Here is a 16,218-nt window from a genome sequence, read left to right as displayed (position 1 = left end):
AAGAGGGATCCGCCTTCAGGGATCCTACACTTTGTCTTCTCGGATTCTATCGGTGGCAGGGGGCTCTCCTGAGGGAGCAGTGGAGGGAAAAACTGCGCCAACAGCACCACAACAAGGGCAAGGAGCACCAAGCCGGCCCCCTTCGCCAACGTCCATTCAACCAAAACCTCTGCCAGCGGAAACGCAGCGCGGCCATTCTCCAAAGATGCCCCCATCACAAGCGGCGACCAGCCCAAATACGCCTCAGTCGGCAGCCCAACCGGTGAATTGACGAAGGCGAGCGCCGCCCAGTGGCGGTACTCTAGAAGGTGTTCTAAGGACTCCGTCCCGCTACTGCGATGAGTAAGTCCATGCAAGCGATGGCAAGGACTCCGTCCCGCTACCGCGACCAGCCTGCCCTGCGCATCTTGATCGTGCGCCATGGTGAGAGCACCTTCAACCTGGAAAATCGCATTCAAGGCCGCTCCGATCTCTCCCGGCTCACCCCCACTGGAGAAGTGCAGGCGCAGCGTGTAGCCGAGGCCCTGGCCGGGATCCCGTTGGATTGCGCCTATTGCAGCCCCCTGTCTCGCGCCCTCGATACCGCTCGCGTCATTTTGAAAGACCGAGAAGGGATCCCTCTGCACGTTACCGATCAACTGCGGGAGATCGACCTGACGGCCTGGGAAGGGCTGACCTTTGCTGAGGTGAAGGAGAAATACCCCGAGGATTACCATCTGTGGCGGCACCATCCCGACAACCTGGAGCTGGAGGGCCGCTTTCCGGTGCGGGATCTCTGGCAGCAGGCGCAGGGGTTTTGGGAAATGCTGGCTTTCCATCTGCAATCGGCTTCGGGCCCCTGGAACCATGGAGCGGATCCCTCCCCAAGGCAGCCCCTCAATATCCTCATCGTGGGCCACAGCGGCATCAATCGCGCCCTGGTCAGCACCGCCATCGGCCTGGGGCCACACCACTATCACCGCCTTGGGCAGGATAACTGCGCCATCAGCGTTCTCAATTTTCCCGAGGGCCTGCAGGGGCCGCCACAACTGGAATCTCTGAACATCACCGCTCACCTCGGCCAAGCCCTGCCCAAGCGCAAGCAGGGGATGCGCATCTTGCTGGTGCGGCATGGGGAAACCCAATGGAACCGAGAGCGCCGTTTTCAAGGGCAGCGGGATATCCCCCTCAATGCCACCGGGGAGGAACAGGCAGCCAAGGTGGCAGAATTTTTGGCCACTCAACCTCTGCAACTGGCCTTCTCCAGCCCCCTGAAGCGCCCTTGGGCCACAGCCGATGCCATCTGCAGCAACCACAGCAACCTCATTTTGCGCCCAATGCCCGACTTGCAAGAGATCTGCCACGGCGACTGGGAGGGCAAGCTGCAAAGCGAAGTCGAAGCCGAATACCCCGGCGAGCTGGAGCGCTGGCAACGGGATCCCGCCAGTGTGCAGATGCCCAATGGGGAAAACCTTCACCAGGTGTGGGAGCGCACTCGCTCCGCTTGGCAGGAGCTTTTGGCCATCACCGCAGCCCAGTTTCCTCAGGGCACGGCGGTTGTTGTTGCCCACGATGCCATCAACAAGGCGATCATCTGTCAGTTGTTCGACCTTTCCCCCCAAGCCTTTTGGATCTTCAAGCAGGGGAATGGCGCCATTACGGTGATCGACTATCCAGAAGGCAAGGAGGGTGCCCCGGTTTTGAAGGTGTTGAACCTCACCACCCATCTGTCCGGCCAGATCCTGGACTGCACCACTGCCGGAGCTTTGTGAAGATGGGATCCTCTCCTCTCCGCAAGCTGACCGGTCGCGTTAGCGGGACGGAGTCCTTACCAGATGTGTGTCTCCAGAGAGTGCGCCTATTGGATCCCTTGCGCCAGCGGGATGAAGTAACCGATGTGTGGTTGCAAGAGGGTCGCCTGCGGGCCACCGAGCCGGCAGGGATCCCTGCCGACATCCCCACCATCGATGGCTCAGGCTGGGTAGTGGGGCCGGGTTTGCTGGATCTGTATGCCCACAGCGGCGAGGGGGTTGGCAACGGTCGCGTAAGCGGTGCGGAGCACTTTCTGGCCCACAGTCGGGAAACCCTGACCTCTTTGGCTGCAGCGGCTTTGGCGGGAGGCTTTACCCAGGTGGGGCTTCTGCCCACCCCCCTTCCTGGAACCGGCCTATTTCCGGTGCTGGATCACCCGGAACACCTGAACCGCTACCCCCGCCAACGTGGGGATCCCCGCTGGCTGCCCTGGGCTGCCCTGAGCGTGGGTGGCCAGGGAGAAACCCCAACCCCCTGGGGAGAACTGGCGCAAGCGGGAGCAGTTGGCTTTGCAGAGGTTCAGCCACTGCGCTCCTTGGCTCTGCTGCGGCGGGCTCTGGAGTATTTGCGGCTGGGGAAGAAACCCCTGCTGCTCTGGGCCTGGGATCCCACCTTGGCCGGGCAAGGCAGCCTTTACGAAGGGATCTGGGCGCTGCGCCTAGGGCTGAAAGGGATCCCTGCCAGTGCCGAAACTGCCGCTCTGGCCCGTCTCTTGGAGGTGATCAGGAGCGTTCCTTCCCCCCCGCCCGTGCACATCATGCGCCTGAGCCAAGCCCGCAGCCTGGAGCTGATCCAACAGGCCCAAGCAGAAGGACTGCCGGTTACCGCCAGCACCACTTGGATGCACCTGATCTTGTCCGAAGAGGCCGTCCTTGAGCATCGCTACGATCCCCACCTTCGTCTCCTGCCCCCTCTTCCCAGCGCCGGCGACCGGGAGGCTCTGATCGCCAGGATCCGTTCCGGCAACTTGGGGATCGCTACGGATCACCACCCCTACACCTACGAAGAGAAAACCCTGCCCTTTGCCGATGCTCCGCCGGGGGCGATGGGCCTGGAGCTGGCTCTGCCGCTGCTGTGGCACCATTTGGTAGAAACGGGATCCCTGACAGCGCTGCAACTGTGGTCTGCCCTCAGCCTGTACCCGGCCCGCTGCCTAAACCTAGATCCGCCCACCCTTACCCCCCACAGCGACTGGGTGCTGTTTGATCCCACCCACCCTTGGACGGTTTCTGTTGCCACTCTCCACTCCCGATCGCCAGCGACTCCCTGGCTGGAGAAAACCCTGTGCGGCAAGGTGTTGCACACCCATGTCGAGGGGATCCCATCCCGCAGCTCTGCCCCTTGATCCCGAAGAAGGCCGACAAGACCTGTCCGGAGAAAGAGCCAATTCAAAGAGGGGGATCCCTTCCCGCCAGCGGGACGGGGTCCCAAATTCAAAACTCCCCGGCCAGAGCGGCTACACAACGCTCACACAGCTCTGGATGTTCGGCAAATTCCCCCACACGGGTGGAATAGTTCCAGCAGCGCACGCACTTTTGGCCGTCAGCCGGAAAAACAGAGACCTCCAAGCCTTGACCTGAGGTTTTCTCCAGTTCCACCTGTGAGGTGATGAACAAGTAGCGCAACTCGGCAGCCCGCTCCTGCAAAAGAGCGTATAGGCTGGGATCCGCTACCTTCAGGATTACCTTGGCCTCGGTGGAAGCGCCGATGGGCTTAAAGGACTCCGTCCCGCTAACGCGACCGGTACGGGCTTGTTCCAGAGCCTTGTTCACCTCTTGGCGCACCTCTCGCAGCTGCTCCCAAATGGCCGCCAACTGGGGATCCCGCCAGTGCTCCGGCAGCTTCATCCACCCCCCCTCAAACACCGAACGGGTGGGCTTGGGATAGGGCAGATGGCTCCAAATCTCTTCGGCCAGGTGGGAGAGAACGGGGGCGATGGCCTTGGCCAAGTTCTCCAGCAACAGGGAGAGCACCGTTTGACATTGGCGCCGCCGTAGACTTTGGGCATGGCTAATGTAGAGGCGATCCTTGGCAATATCCAGGTAAAAGTTGGAGAGATCCACCACACAAAAGTTCTGAATCGCCTGGAAAAATCGGTAGAACTGATAGCTGGCAAAAGATTCGCCGATCTCGGATCCCACCTCGTGCAGGCGGTGCAAAATGTAGCGGTCTAGCTCCGTCAAGGCTTCAAAAGGAACGGCATCCTGAGTTGGATTGAAGTCGTAGAGGTTGCTCAGCAAAAAGCGAGCTGTGTTGCGGATTTTGCGATATACATCCGCCATTTGCCCAAGAATGGTCTTACCCAGCGGCACATCCCCGGAGTAGTCCACACTGGAGACCCACAGGCGCAGCACATCCGCCCCGTAGGCGGGATCCATCTGGGGATCTTTGCCGCCGTTAATTAACACCAGCGGATCGATGACATTGCCCAGGGACTTGCTCATTTTCTGGCCTTTCTCGTCCAGCACAAACCCATGGGTGAGCACCGCCTTGTAGGGGGCATGGCCGTTGACGGCCACGGAGGTAAGCAAACTGGATTGGAACCAGCCCCGGTGTTGGTCGGAGCCCTCCAAATACAGATCCACCGGGTAGCCCAGCCCTTGGGCCTTGGCCACTGCCGCCCAGGAGGAGCCGGAGTCAAACCACACGTCCATGGTGTCCATCCCTTTGCGGTAGGTGCGGCCATTGTGGCGGTACTTCTCCGGCAGCAGCTCTTCCACCGGGCGCTGCCACCAGGCGTCGGATCCCTCCTGGGCAAAAATGGCCTTGATGTGGTCGAGGGTCTCGGCGGTGAGCAGAACCTCGCCGGTTTCTTCGTCGTAAAAGACGGGGATGGGCACGCCCCAAGCCCGCTGGCGGGAAATACACCAATCCGAGCGCTCCGACACCATAGCGGTGATGCGGTTCTCCCCGATGGCCGGGATCCATTTCACGGTTTTAATGGCCTGCAGGGCCAGCTCCCGGAAGCCAGCTACAGACGCAAACCACTGCTCGGTCGCCCGGAAAATCGTTGGCTCTTTCGTGCGCCAGTCGTAGGGATATTTGTGGTTGTAGGGCTCTTCCTTGAGCAAAGCCCCCGCAGCCTGCAGAGCCTGGATGACAGCAGCATTGCCGCTGGTCTCCGGCTTCTTGGAGAGCACATCCAACCCGACGAACTGGGATCCGGCCTCGGCGGTAAATCTCCCCTGATCGTCCACAGGGCTGAGAATGGGCAGACCATACTTTTGGCCGGTTTTGAAGTCATCTTCCCCATGCCCCGGAGCTGTGTGCACAATGCCGGTGCCGGACTCGGTGGTGACATAGTCCCCCAGCACGCAGAGGCTGGTGCGGTCAAAGAGGGGGTGCCGTCCTTGACTGTATTCCAGGGCGGATCCCGGCAGGGTGGCCTTGATCTCCAGAGGCGTCTCCAGAACCTTCTCCAGCCGCTCCCGCAGATCGGCGGCGATCAACAGCAGGCCGAAGCGGGGAGACTCCACCACTGCATAGGTGAGCTTGGGGTTAAAGCAGAGAGCCAGGTTGGCCGGGATCGTCCAAGGGGTGGTGGTCCAGATGGCTGCCCGCAGGCCCGGCATGAAAGGCTCCAAAACCGGCTGCGCCGCCGGGCTGAGGCTCTGCAGGGGAAAGGCCACGTAGATGCTGGGGGAGATGTGGTTGTCAGGGTACTCCAGCTCCGCTTCCGCCAGAGCCGTCTGGGAGCTGGGGCTCCAGTGGACGGGTTTGAGGCCGCGATAGATGTAGCCCTTGAGGGCCATTTGTCCAAACACCTCAATCTGTGCGGCTTCGTACTCCGGCGACAGCGTCAGGTAGGGCCGATCCCAGGATCCCCATACCCCCAGGCGCTGAAAACTGGCCCGCTGCACATCAACGTAGTGCAGGGCGTACTCCTTGGCTTTTTGTCGCAGCTGCAGAGGGGTGAGGTTTTCCCGCTCCTGCGGAGTGAGGCTTTGCAACACTTTCAGTTCGATGGGCAGGCCGTGGCAATCCCAGCCGGGCACGTAGCGCACCTTGCGCCCCTGCAGGATGTGGTACTTGTTGACGATATCCTTGAGGATCTTGTTGAGGGTGGTGCCCATGTGGATATCGCCATTGGCGTAGGGCGGTCCATCGTGCAGGACAAAGGGATCCCCAGGATTGTGGTCGGCAAGGCGCTGGTAGATTTGCTCTTCCTGCCAAAAGGCTTGAATGGCGGGTTCTCTCTTGGCGGCCTCTGCCCGCATGGGAAACTGAGTTTGGGGCAGGTTGAGGGTACTTTTGTAGTCCACGGCAACTCGAGCCAACTAGAGGGCGTCCTTCTATCCTACGCTGTTGCCTTATCCTCAGCAGTCCATCCCTCACCTTGCCTCTTCATCGCTTGGGAGATAGGGGATCCGGCCAGCCACCTCGGTAAAGATTTGTGCTAGTCTCAGGGTGTCGTTGAGTAAGGGAGGTTCCTGCGGATGCCAGATAGTAGTAGTTGTAAGGGTCGTCAAGTTGGGTTCAGCCGGCTGTGCGCCGGGGCTGTTCTCTAACGGTCTGAACTTAGATCCTTCAGTCTGCTGAAGAGTCTTCGCGTTCTGGCTCGCTTGGAGTTCCTCCCGGCAGTCAGGTTCCAGTTGAAGGCCCGCTAGACCGCTCTTTCCCTGACCGCCTGTTGTTGCCTTGGGGGTGGGAGAGAGCGGATAGTTTTGCAGATAGCTGTAGCGGGGCTTGGAATGGACGGGCGTGTAAACTACCCGGCTCCGACCGCTAAGCGGTACGGAGCGGGCTTTCAGTAGCCCTGAGCCTGCTCTGCTCTACCAGAGAACAAAACAGGCCCGAACCTCTAGGCTGGTTTACGGCAGCCCCCAAGAGCGCAATCACATTCGCACCATTCAAATCCGCATCCCCTTCCCATCCACAGTGCCCACACTTAAACTTCTTTCCACTGCGGTAGGATTGCGCAGGATCGGGATGGATGTGTAAACACTTGTGACAGGTCTGCGACGTGTAAGCAGGCGGCACAAGAACCAGAGAAACCCCTGCAACTCTCGCCTTGTATTCCAGAAACTGGCGTAGCTGGTAGAACGCCCAACTGTTGGTTCTGCGCCGTTCGGCCTTGTTGCGCGGCTGTTGATTGACCCTTTCCCGGATCCCTGTCAGGTCTTCCAGGGCAATAGCGCTGTTTGTGGTCTTTGCCCTAGAGACAATAGCTTTGGAGATGCGATGATTGACCCACGCCTGAAAGCGCCTCTCCTTGCCAGACAGCCGTTGCAACAGTTCTCTGCATCTGCGCCGCGAACTGCGTGTGCCCTTACTGGCTTTGCGTTGGAGTACCGCCCTCAACCGGGAGTAGCGCTCTCGGACTCTGCTCAACTGCTGTCCATTCCAGTGATCTCCTTCCGATGTATGAGCAATATCCGTCCTGCCCAAATCCACCCCGATCACCTTGTCGGTATCTTGTTGCTTGGGTGGCTTTTTCTCTACGCAAATCTGGATGTAGTAGGAGCCATCTTTGCGCTTGACCAGGGTGGCAGCTTTTGGGTTGGAACCAGCCAGCATCCCACGCTGGTAGTTGCCAATGACCAGTTCAAAGCGTTCTCTCCCTTCCACCGTGGTCAGCGACACCGTCCAGTCTTTTTGACGGAACGAAAAGATGCGAGCGTCGTAGGTAACAAAGCCGCTCTTAAACTCCTTGACGGGACGCTTTTTCTGCTTAGCCACTTTGCGGGAACCCGCTACCCGTCTGCACACCTGTTGAGCCAAGTTACTGGACAAGCCAAACCGGGCTCGAATCTCGTAGTAGCAAAGGGATTGGAGTTTGACTGCGTTGACTACTTTTTCTGGTGTGTTTTGGTTGACCCAGTTCAATGCCTGTACAAAGGCATCCATCGTCGCGTCCAATTTGGCGGCTTGCGACGGGGACACCTTGAGCTTACAGGATATGGTCAGGACTTGGCTCATAAGTTCATTGTACTTCATCAAAGCGCATTCCTCCCGGCACTGACCCTACGGGTACAGTGCGGGGCTCCTGCGATTTCTAGCTGAAGATGCCAGTGTTTCTTGAGGTTGGGTCCTTTCAAGACACCTCGACCCAACCTTTCGAGACCCCTCGGGATTGTTCGGTCAATTGCTGGCAGGAGTGGGGCGATCCACCACCGGAGCACCAAGGGAGTCGCCGCTATCGCAACCGCTCAAAAATAGGGCCAGCACCAGAAAGCAAACAAGCTGAGGGGCGCATAGTTTCCCATCTTAACAAGCTCAACTGCCTGTCCAGATTACCCCAGAGCCATTCCTCATCATCCTGAAGATTTCCTAAGGGACGGTGGGGATGGCCAGGGATCCCTCCAGAGCCAAGCGATCGCTGACGATAAGACGCCGACTCTCCAGCGTGATGCCGGTTTGGTTAACCAACATCACAGAAATCCACTCAGCACCGGGTTCTTGCGGAGCATCTGCCTGTAGGAAGATCCCTCCGGCCTGTAGAGGTTCGAGAGCAAACGAGGTCACCTCTGGGTAGCCCGCCCCGGCAACGGGTTGTTCGGCAACGGCGCCCAACAGCAAAGAGTGGGTGAGAGGCTCTGCCACAATCGCCTGCAGCGAATAGGTGGATCCCGGTTTGACCACCTCCGGCAGGTTCAAGGTGACGGTGGGAGGGGCAGATCCAGAGGTGAGGGTGCTGGCCTCCCGCAGCACTTCTTGGTCAATCAACAGCAGTTGTCCGGGATTGGCTGGATCCGGGCGATAGCGATTGCGCACCAGGGCAGAGGCTTCTACCTGAAAGTCCCCCCGCACCGAGGATTGGGATCCCTCTACTTGGCTGAGAATATCGGCAACAATCTCAGGGCCCACCTGCCGCCAGGAGAGGATCTGGGCCGAATAGGTGAGCTTGGGATGAGAGCTCCACAGCTTGCGGATGGCACCTTCCACCTCTTCCCGGTCCAGCCCATCTCGGTGGCGGAAGTCGGGGCTGTAGCCGGCCATCACCCCTGGCAAATCCCGCCGGTTGGCGGCGGCCACCTGCTGGCTTAGCCACTCCACCAGGGCGGCTGGCGGTGGGCTGGAAACTTGCCGCTGGATCCCACTTTCTAGGGGCATCGGGGCAGCTTGGGCCCAAGCCGAGGACTCCGTCCGGCTGACGTGACCGGCTGTCAATCCAAGGGGGATGCTCCAGCTCACGGCCAGAGCAAGGGGCCAAAGCAGTTGCGGAAAGTTAGATCGGGATTTCAAGCCATGGGCCTCCAGCCGGCAAATCTGGATCCCAGTCTAGCCTTAGGGCAGTTGGGATCCCAAAGTCCAGACCAGATAAGATCGATTGGAATAAGCTTTGGCTCATAGCGCCTGTTCTCCATGGCTCTCCAGCACTCTCCAGCTTTCTTGGCCCTGGTCAACGAGGCCAAAAGCCGCATCCAAGAACTGACAGTCGAGCAGGTCAGGCAAAAACAACTGCAAGGGGATCCCTTCTATTTTGTGGATGTGCGGGAAGAGTCGGAGTGGCAAGCCGGCCACGCTGCCGGAGCCATCCACTTGAGCAAAGGGATCATTGAGCGGGACATCGAGAGGGTGATCCCCGACAAAGAAGCGGAGATCGTCCTGTACTGCGGCGGCGGGTTTCGTTCGGCGTTGGCAGCCGATAATCTACAGAAAATGGGCTATCGCCGGGTGATCTCGATGGATGGGGGCATGCGGGCTTGGCGAGAAGCGGGTTTTCCTGAGGAGCGCTAGAGCTGGCGGATTTCTTCCCTCACCCATAGGAAGAGGGAGGTATTGGCTGCTATCTGGCTGCTATCCGAAATGGCCGACCACTGAAGGCGGGAAGTGGGGGCGGCCCAACCTTGTTTAGAATGGCGATAGCCTGGCCGTTTAGCTTTACCCCTCTGCCATGCTCCAAACCCTGCCCCGCCTGGATGTTGCTGCCCGTTTGCAGCAGTTGCGCCAGCTTCTGCGAGAACAAGATCTGGATGGCTTTTGGGTTCCCTCTGCTGATGAGCATCTCAATGAGTATTTGCCGGAACATCGCAAGCGGCGTCAGTGGATCACAGGCTTTACCGGCTCGGTGGGGGATGCCTTGATCACCCGGGACAGGGCTTGGCTGTGGGTAGATCCCCGCTATCACGAACAGGCGGAGCGGGAGGTGGATCCCAATCTATTGACAGTGATCAAAGGAGGTCTGCCGAATCAGCCCAGCCTGATGGAGATTGTGGAAGAGCTGGGATCTGGCTTTCGCCTGGGGGTGGATCCCTTTACGGTGGCGGTGGCCACCTATCGCCAGTTGCAGGCCCATGCCCAAGCGGGAGGGGTGCTCTTGATCCCGGTCATGGAAAACTTGGTGGATAAGCTGGCTCAGGGATCCGCTCCTGTCGCTCCCTTTGACCGGCCCATTGACTCGGTACCCACCCACCTAAGCGGGGCCACCCCTGCAGAAAAGCTGGCCCAAGTCCGGCAGGAGATGCGCCGCAAGCGGGTGGGACTGTTGCCCCTGACCAAATTGGATCAGGTGGCCTGGCTGTTTAACCTGCGGGGATCCGACATCCCCTACAACCCGGTGTTTTGGGCCTATGCTTTGGTCAGCCCAGATAGAGCGGCTCTATTCACGGATCTGGAGCGGCTCAGCCCCCCATCTCGGCAACTTCTGGCAGAAGCCGGGGTGGAACTCTGGCCTTATGAGACCTACAACGAACAACTGCCCCAATGGGCCAAGAGCTACGCGCCGGTGGGCTTGGATCCCAAGCAGACCACCCAGGGCACTCAAGAGCTGCTGCAGGATGCGAGCTGCCGCGAGCTGGAGCACCCAGTAGAAGCCCTCAAGGCCGTGAAAAACCCCACCGAGCTGGAACAGATGCGCCTGGCCAACCGCAAAGCCAGCCGGGCCAAGATCCGTACCCTGGCCTGGATCGACCGGCAAATCCAACAGGGGATCCCCATCAGCGAAGCCGATGTGGCCGCCATCATGGAGGCCCATTACCGGGAGGAAGGGGAGTGGGTGGGCCTGAGCTTTAACACCATTGCCGGCGCCGGCGCCAACAGCTCCATCATCCACTACAGCACTCCGGATCCCCAAAAGCTGCTGCAGCCGGGCGAACTGTTTTTGTTGGACTCCGGATCCCACTACTTGGGGGGCACCACCGACGATACCCGCACCGTTTGGATTGGCCCGCAACCCGCGGATCCCTTGTGCAAGCGGCGCTATACCGAGGTGCTCAAGGCCCACATTCAATGCGCCCGCCAGATCTTCCCCCCCGACACCTATGGAGTCTCGTTGGATGGGATCGCCCGCTCTACCCTTTGGCAGGCCGGGCTGGACTATGGCCATGGCACCGGCCACGGTGTCGGCGCCTTTTTGAATGTCCACGAGGGGCCCAACGGGATCCACCGCCGCGCCAGCACCCCTCTCAAAGTGGGCATGATCAACAGCATCGAGCCGGGCTACTACCAGCCGGGATGGGGTGGGATCCGCCTGGAGAACCTCTACGAGGTGATTGCGATTCCCGAGCCGGAGGGCTGGATGGGCTTTCGCTCCCTAACTTGGATCCCTTTTGATGGGCGCTTAATCGATTGGGAACTGTTGAACGAGGCGCAGCGAGCCTGGCTGGACGAGTATCACCGGCAGGTTTACGTCATGCACTACGCCACCTTGCCAGAACAGGATGCCGCCTGGTTACGACGCGCCTGCGGACTGAGCTGATGTACTCGCGCAAGCGTTGCGCGGCGATTACAGATCCCCTGGCAAAGAACGCAGGAAGGATCCCCGCAGTTGACCACATGCGGCATTGCCATCCAAGCCACGGGTTTGGCGCACAGTGGCCCGCACTTGGTGCTGTTCGAGCTGGCGGACGAACTCTCTGACCCGTGTCGGGTGGGGGCGTTGATAGTCAGCTTCAGAGATGGGGTTGTAAGGGATCAGGTTCACGTGCAGTTGTACCCCTGACCGGCTGGCCTGCTGCAGCAATTGCGCCAGTTGGCGGGCATGAATGGGCAGGTCGTTGACCCCCGATAGCAGGGTATATTCAAAACTGACTCGCCGCCCGGTGCGCAGCATGTAGTCGCGGCAATCCTGGATCAGAGTGTCCAGAGGGTAGTGGGATGCCGAAGGGATCAACCGTTGCCGCAGGTCTTGATTGGGGGCATGCAAGCTGACGGCCAGGGTAACTTGCAGATCCTGCTGCGCCAGCCAGGCAATTTGCCGGGGTACCCCCACCGTCGAGAGGGTGATATGCCGTTGGCCGATGCCGATATCTTGATTCAGGCTGCGGATGGCTTGTACTACCGTATCGCGGTTGAGCAGGGGTTCCCCCATGCCCATAAAGACCACATGGCTGACGCGACGGCCAAAATCTTCCTGCACCGTCAACACCTGATCCAGAATCTCGTGCAGCTCTAGGTTGCGCCGGTAGCCCATCTTGCCGGTGGCACAGAAATCGCAGGCCATCGGGCAGCCCACCTGAGAAGAGACGCAGACCGTCAGACGCTTGGCCGTTGGGATCCCTACCGTTTCGATCAACTGCCCATCCGCCAACCCCAGCAGAAACTTCACAGTACCATCGCGGGCCTCTGTCCGCTGCACAATGCGCGAGCGTCCCACTGGGTAGCTTTGCACCGCCTCTCGCCAAGCCCTAGGAAACACCGTCACCTGTTCCAGGGAGCGGATCCCTTTTTGGTAGATCCAAGCATGCAGTTGTTGCCCGCGATAGGCCGGCTGTCCTTGGGCAACCGCCCAGTCTTTCAGAGCAGACAAGGATTGCCCCAGCAGCGGAATGGGTAGGGCCGACATCAATACCATCTTAGACGAGATCTCAAGAGGCACAGGAGTCCGGCTCCTCTACTCTAGCCTGTCCCTGCAACCCAATCCCCTTCAAGAACTCCGTCCGAGTGGCGCGAACGGCCTCGTCGCCACAGGGTTGCGGTTCCCCTGCCCATGGCAACAACTCCGCCAGAGACAGGGCGGGTGACGGTAAGCAACAATGCTCTCTTAAATCCCTTAAATTCCCTTAAATCAAGTTGCCCAAGGGCTTTTCCACCCCGCACTCAAGTACAGGGCTACCAAGCTATTCCCTGGTGTAGTTTTGTAGAGTGTGTTATGGAGTGCGCCATCGGGACGGAGTCCCTGACAGTTGGACAAAGTCTGCAGGATCAGGAGCGCTCGATCTGAATCTTCTCGATTTCAATCCATTGAATCCATCTGAACCTATGTCTGTTTCCCCACAACTGGCTCAACTGGCCACCTGGATGGCAGGGCACTTCAACAACCTACAACAGGCGATTGCAGAGCCCGTCTGGTTTGCCAACATTCATGTGTACCAATGCCCCTTGCCTTGGTCGGTGTTGCAGGGGGTGGGGTTTTACGTGGAGCAACTGTACGACATTTATCCTGAGCAGCCTTACCGACAGCGGGTGATCCACCTCTTCGATACTCCAGATGGGATCCGGATTCAAAACTATGCTCTGACAGCTCCTGACTCCTACAGGTGCGCCGGTCGGGAGTTGTTGCTAAGCAACGCTTACGCGAAGGGGAAATTGGCCGGTCTGACAGCAGCGGAGTTGGAACTCTTGCCCGGCTGTGTCACCCAGGTGGAATGGACGGGATCCTGCTATCGGGGCCGCAGCCTGCCCGGCAAAGGCTGTATTGTTGAACGCAAAGGCAGAACCACCTATTTGTACAGCGAGTTTGAGATCGGAGCCGACTACTTTCACAGCTTGGATCAAGGTCGGGATCCGGAGACCGATCAAGTGATCTGGGGATCCCTATCCGGGCCTTTTCGGTTTGTCAAAAAACAGGATTTTTCCCAGTACCTACCGCAGTGGGCTGAAGTGCTGAACCATGAGGCTGTTGGAGCAACTGGTTGAGCAGCTGCGGGCGCTGGGGATCCCGTTCGCGTCGTCAGGACGGACTTCCCGGCGAGAGTTGGTCTGGCTAACCCTGCGGTTGGCCTGGGAAAACGCGATGCGCTACCGGCTGTTTGGCCTGGCCTCTGAAATGGCCTATAGCTCGATGTTGGCGCTGTTCCCCTTCATCCTCACGCTCCTGACCGGGGTTGGGCTGTTTGTCGGCTCCTCTGAGCAAGCCTTCGAGCGCTTGATGGAGCAGTTGAGCCAAATTGCTCCCCAAGAGGCCCTGACGCTTTTGGATCGGTATGTGCGCGAGCTCCGCTTCGGGCAGAATCGGGGGTTGTTGTCGCTCGGCTTCTTGGGCACCCTGTGGGCTGCTTCTGGAGCCATGGGGGCGGTGATGACAGCTTTGGATCTCAGCCATGAGATCCCTCAAGATAGGCGCCGTCCCTTCTGGAGACGCAAGCTGATCTCGCTGGTTTGGATGCTCGCCACCTTGGGGTTGACCGGACTGGCCAGCTTGATCTTTTTGTTCAGTGCCAGCTTTTTGCGCTTCTTGTACAGGAAAGCGGGATTCTTAGCGCAGGAAGTTGGCGGGCCGACTCAGTTGGATCCCCTGCGAGAGCTGGGGTTGAACTTGTGGGGGATCCTCACTTGGCCAATTTCCTTGGGGCTGGTCGTCTTCTCCTGCTGGGTGCTGTATCGATTTGGCCCCAGCCTGCGCCGACCCCAAATCCCGATTTGGCCGGGGGCCATCGTGGCCAGCCTACTGTGGGTTGGGGTGTCGTGGGGGTTGCGGATTTACGTGGAGCACTTTGGGCAGTTCAACCAAGTCTACGGGGCGGTGGGGGCGGTTATTGTTCTGCTGCTCTGGGTTTGGCTCACTTCCTTGGCGCTGCTGTTTGGGGATCAAATCAACATCGCCCTCTACCAGGCGCGAAAATGGATTGCAGAACGGGATCCCTAGCCCCACCCCAAATCCGAGTTATGGATGCAGACGGAAATTCTTTCGCCCACTCCTGAGCACATTGCCGTAGCGGCTGCGGCCTTGCTGCAGGGCCAGTTGGTGGCCATCCCCACGGAGACGGTTTACGGCCTGGCGGGCAATGGCTTGGATGAGCAGGCAGTGGCAAACATTTTTGCCGCCAAGGAGCGCCCCCGCTTCGATCCCCTGATCCTGCATCTGCCGGCTGGGGTGACCCTAGAGCAGCTGCAGGGGTGGCTGGTGGATGTGTCGGCTTTTACTCCCGCCGCCCGTGCTCTGCTGGGATCCCTGATCGACACCTTCTGGCCGGGGCCCCTAACCTTGGTGCTGCCCAAGTGTCCCACCGTGCCGGATCTGGTGAGCAGCGGGTTGCCTACTGTTGCCCTGCGGGTGCCTGCTCACCCGGTGGCTCAAGCTTTGTTGCAGGCGGTGCAAACCCCTCTGGCTGCCCCCAGTGCCAATCGCTTTGGCCGCATCAGCCCCACCTCAGCCCAGGCCGTCTATGCAGAGTTGGGAGGGCGGATCCCTTACATCTTGGATGGGGGAGAGTGTGCTGTGGGCCTGGAGTCCACCGTGCTAAAGCTCAGCCCCGAAGGGATCCCAACGCTGCTGCGCCCAGGAGGGATCCCACTGGAAGCCCTGGAGGCCCACCTGGGGTTGCCCATCCGGTTGCCCCCAGAACAGGCCCCCAAGGATGGCACAACGGGCCCGCCAGAAGCGCCGGGACGACTGAGCAGCCACTATGCCCCCAGTAAGCCCCTCCGGCTTTTGCCCACCCCTTTTGCCCAGCTTCAGCCCGGCGATTGGCAACAGGTGCAGCACCTGACAACCGGTCATTCCCACCTGGGCATCCTCAGCTTTGCCACGGATCCGCAGGCTCTGCTGAACACCCTCTCCCGCCATTGGCCGGGGATCACTTTCAGTTTGGAGTGTTTGGGTTCGGATCCCAAGGCAGCCGCCCGCGCCCTCTTTGCCAGCCTGCGCCGACTGGATGAGGGAGATGCTACGCTCCTGCTGGCAGAGCCCCCACCCATCTCGACGGGGTTGGGCTATGCGATGATGGATCGGCTACGCCGGGCCAGCAGCCTTTCGCGTTAGCGTCGCTTAGCGATATGGAACTCTCCCCCCTCGTTGCCATCGTAATGGGTAGCGATTCCGATTTGCCCACCCTTGCACCTGCCGCCCAGGTGTGTGAGGAGTTTGGGATCCCTTACCAATTGCAGATCCTCAGCGCCCATCGCACTCCCGAGGCGATGGTAGAGTTTGCCCGCCGCGCCCATACCCAAGGGATCCGCGTCATCATTGCCGGGGCAGGGGGAGCAGCCCATTTGCCGGGGATGGTGGCGTCCCTCACCCCTCTGCCGGTGATCGGGGTGCCGGTGCTCAGCCCATCCCTGCAGGGGATCGACTCCTTATACTCGATTGTGCAAATGCCCAAAGGGATCCCGGTGGCCACGGTGGCCATTGGCAACGGCTACAACGCGGGTCTGTTGGCGGTGCAGATCCTAGCCAGTGGGGATCCCGATCTGCTCCGGCGGGTGATCGCCTATCGGGAAAGCCTAAAACAGGCGGTGCAGGAGAAAAACGACCAGTTGCAAACCCAAGGGTGGAAAGCCTACCTCGACTCTATAAAGCATAAGAGCATAATTTAAGGAGCGTTG

Annotated in this window: 12 protein-coding genes; 8 read left to right on the top strand and 4 right to left on the bottom strand. The window is 59.8% G+C overall.

Translation table 11 applies throughout. From position 1 onward, the window contains the following. The first annotated feature begins 350 nt into the window (after positions 1-350). Positions 351-1,751, top strand: a complete 1,401-nt coding sequence (locus ACVWZF_RS08390; protein WP_457396288.1) for a histidine phosphatase family protein — start codon at positions 351-353, stop codon at positions 1,749-1,751. Positions 1,752-1,753: 2 nt separating this feature from the next. Next, complete coding sequence (locus ACVWZF_RS08385; RefSeq protein ID WP_457411261.1) at positions 1,754-3,136, top strand: dihydroorotase; 1,383 nt, start codon at positions 1,754-1,756, stop codon at positions 3,134-3,136. Between the two features lie 88 nt (positions 3,137-3,224). On the opposite strand, the gene ileS is transcribed toward ACVWZF_RS08385, so the two are convergent. From ileS to ACVWZF_RS08370, 3 genes are all read right to left on the bottom strand, one after another. After that, a complete protein-coding gene (ileS, locus tag ACVWZF_RS08380) occupies positions 3,225-6,068 on the bottom strand; it encodes an isoleucine--tRNA ligase (RefSeq protein ID WP_457396285.1) in 2,844 nt (947 codons plus the stop codon). Between the two features lie 448 nt (positions 6,069-6,516). After that, complete coding sequence (locus ACVWZF_RS08375) at positions 6,517-7,710, bottom strand: RNA-guided endonuclease InsQ/TnpB family protein (RefSeq protein ID WP_457411265.1); 1,194 nt, start codon at positions 7,708-7,710, stop codon at positions 6,517-6,519. A 351-nt stretch (positions 7,711-8,061) separates the two neighbouring features. Then, positions 8,062-8,976: a Cif family virulence factor gene (locus ACVWZF_RS08370; RefSeq protein WP_414390385.1), complete on the bottom strand. Its 915-nt coding sequence runs from the start codon at positions 8,974-8,976 to the stop codon at positions 8,062-8,064. Positions 8,977-9,096: 120 nt separating this feature from the next. Between ACVWZF_RS08370 and ACVWZF_RS08365 the strand changes: the two genes are divergently transcribed. After that, on the top strand, positions 9,097-9,471 hold the full coding sequence (locus tag ACVWZF_RS08365) for a rhodanese-like domain-containing protein (protein ID WP_457411260.1): 375 nt from the start codon (positions 9,097-9,099) through the stop codon (positions 9,469-9,471). 157 nt (positions 9,472-9,628) lie between these two features. Next, positions 9,629-11,431, top strand: a complete 1,803-nt coding sequence (locus ACVWZF_RS08360) for an aminopeptidase P family protein (protein WP_457411258.1) — start codon at positions 9,629-9,631, stop codon at positions 11,429-11,431. Positions 11,432-11,458: 27 nt separating this feature from the next. Here ACVWZF_RS08360 and rlmN read toward each other — a convergent pair whose 3' ends face one another. Then, on the bottom strand, positions 11,459-12,517 hold the full coding sequence (rlmN, locus tag ACVWZF_RS08355) for a 23S rRNA (adenine(2503)-C(2))-methyltransferase RlmN (protein ID WP_011432660.1): 1,059 nt from the start codon (positions 12,515-12,517) through the stop codon (positions 11,459-11,461). A 416-nt stretch (positions 12,518-12,933) separates the two neighbouring features. On the opposite strand from rlmN, the gene ACVWZF_RS08350 reads away from it, so the two are divergent. Genes ACVWZF_RS08350 through purE form a run of 4 tightly spaced genes read left to right on the top strand, consistent with a single transcriptional unit; the run spans position 12,934 to position 16,209 of the window. Continuing rightward, positions 12,934-13,590 (top strand): chromophore lyase CpcT/CpeT, encoded by a 657-nt coding sequence (locus ACVWZF_RS08350; RefSeq protein WP_011432661.1) that lies wholly within the window; start codon positions 12,934-12,936, stop codon positions 13,588-13,590. Beyond that, positions 13,565-14,539 carry a YihY/virulence factor BrkB family protein gene (locus tag ACVWZF_RS08345; RefSeq protein WP_457411257.1) on the top strand — a complete coding sequence of 325 codons (975 nt, stop codon included), beginning with the start codon at positions 13,565-13,567 and terminating at the stop codon, positions 14,537-14,539. The genes ACVWZF_RS08350 and ACVWZF_RS08345 overlap by 26 nt, the downstream gene beginning before the upstream one ends. 24 nt (positions 14,540-14,563) lie before the next feature. Next, complete coding sequence (locus ACVWZF_RS08340) at positions 14,564-15,655, top strand: L-threonylcarbamoyladenylate synthase (RefSeq protein ID WP_457411255.1); 1,092 nt, start codon at positions 14,564-14,566, stop codon at positions 15,653-15,655. A 14-nt stretch (positions 15,656-15,669) separates the two neighbouring features. Continuing rightward, positions 15,670-16,209 carry a 5-(carboxyamino)imidazole ribonucleotide mutase gene (gene purE / locus ACVWZF_RS08335; RefSeq protein ID WP_011432664.1) on the top strand — a complete coding sequence of 180 codons (540 nt, stop codon included), beginning with the start codon at positions 15,670-15,672 and terminating at the stop codon, positions 16,207-16,209. Positions 16,210-16,218 lie beyond the last annotated feature (9 nt).

It is taken from the genome of Thermostichus sp. OS-CIW-30, assembly GCF_054060215.1.
The sequence above is the reverse complement of the archived record's forward strand: the minus strand, read 5'-3'. Positions and strand labels throughout refer to the sequence as shown.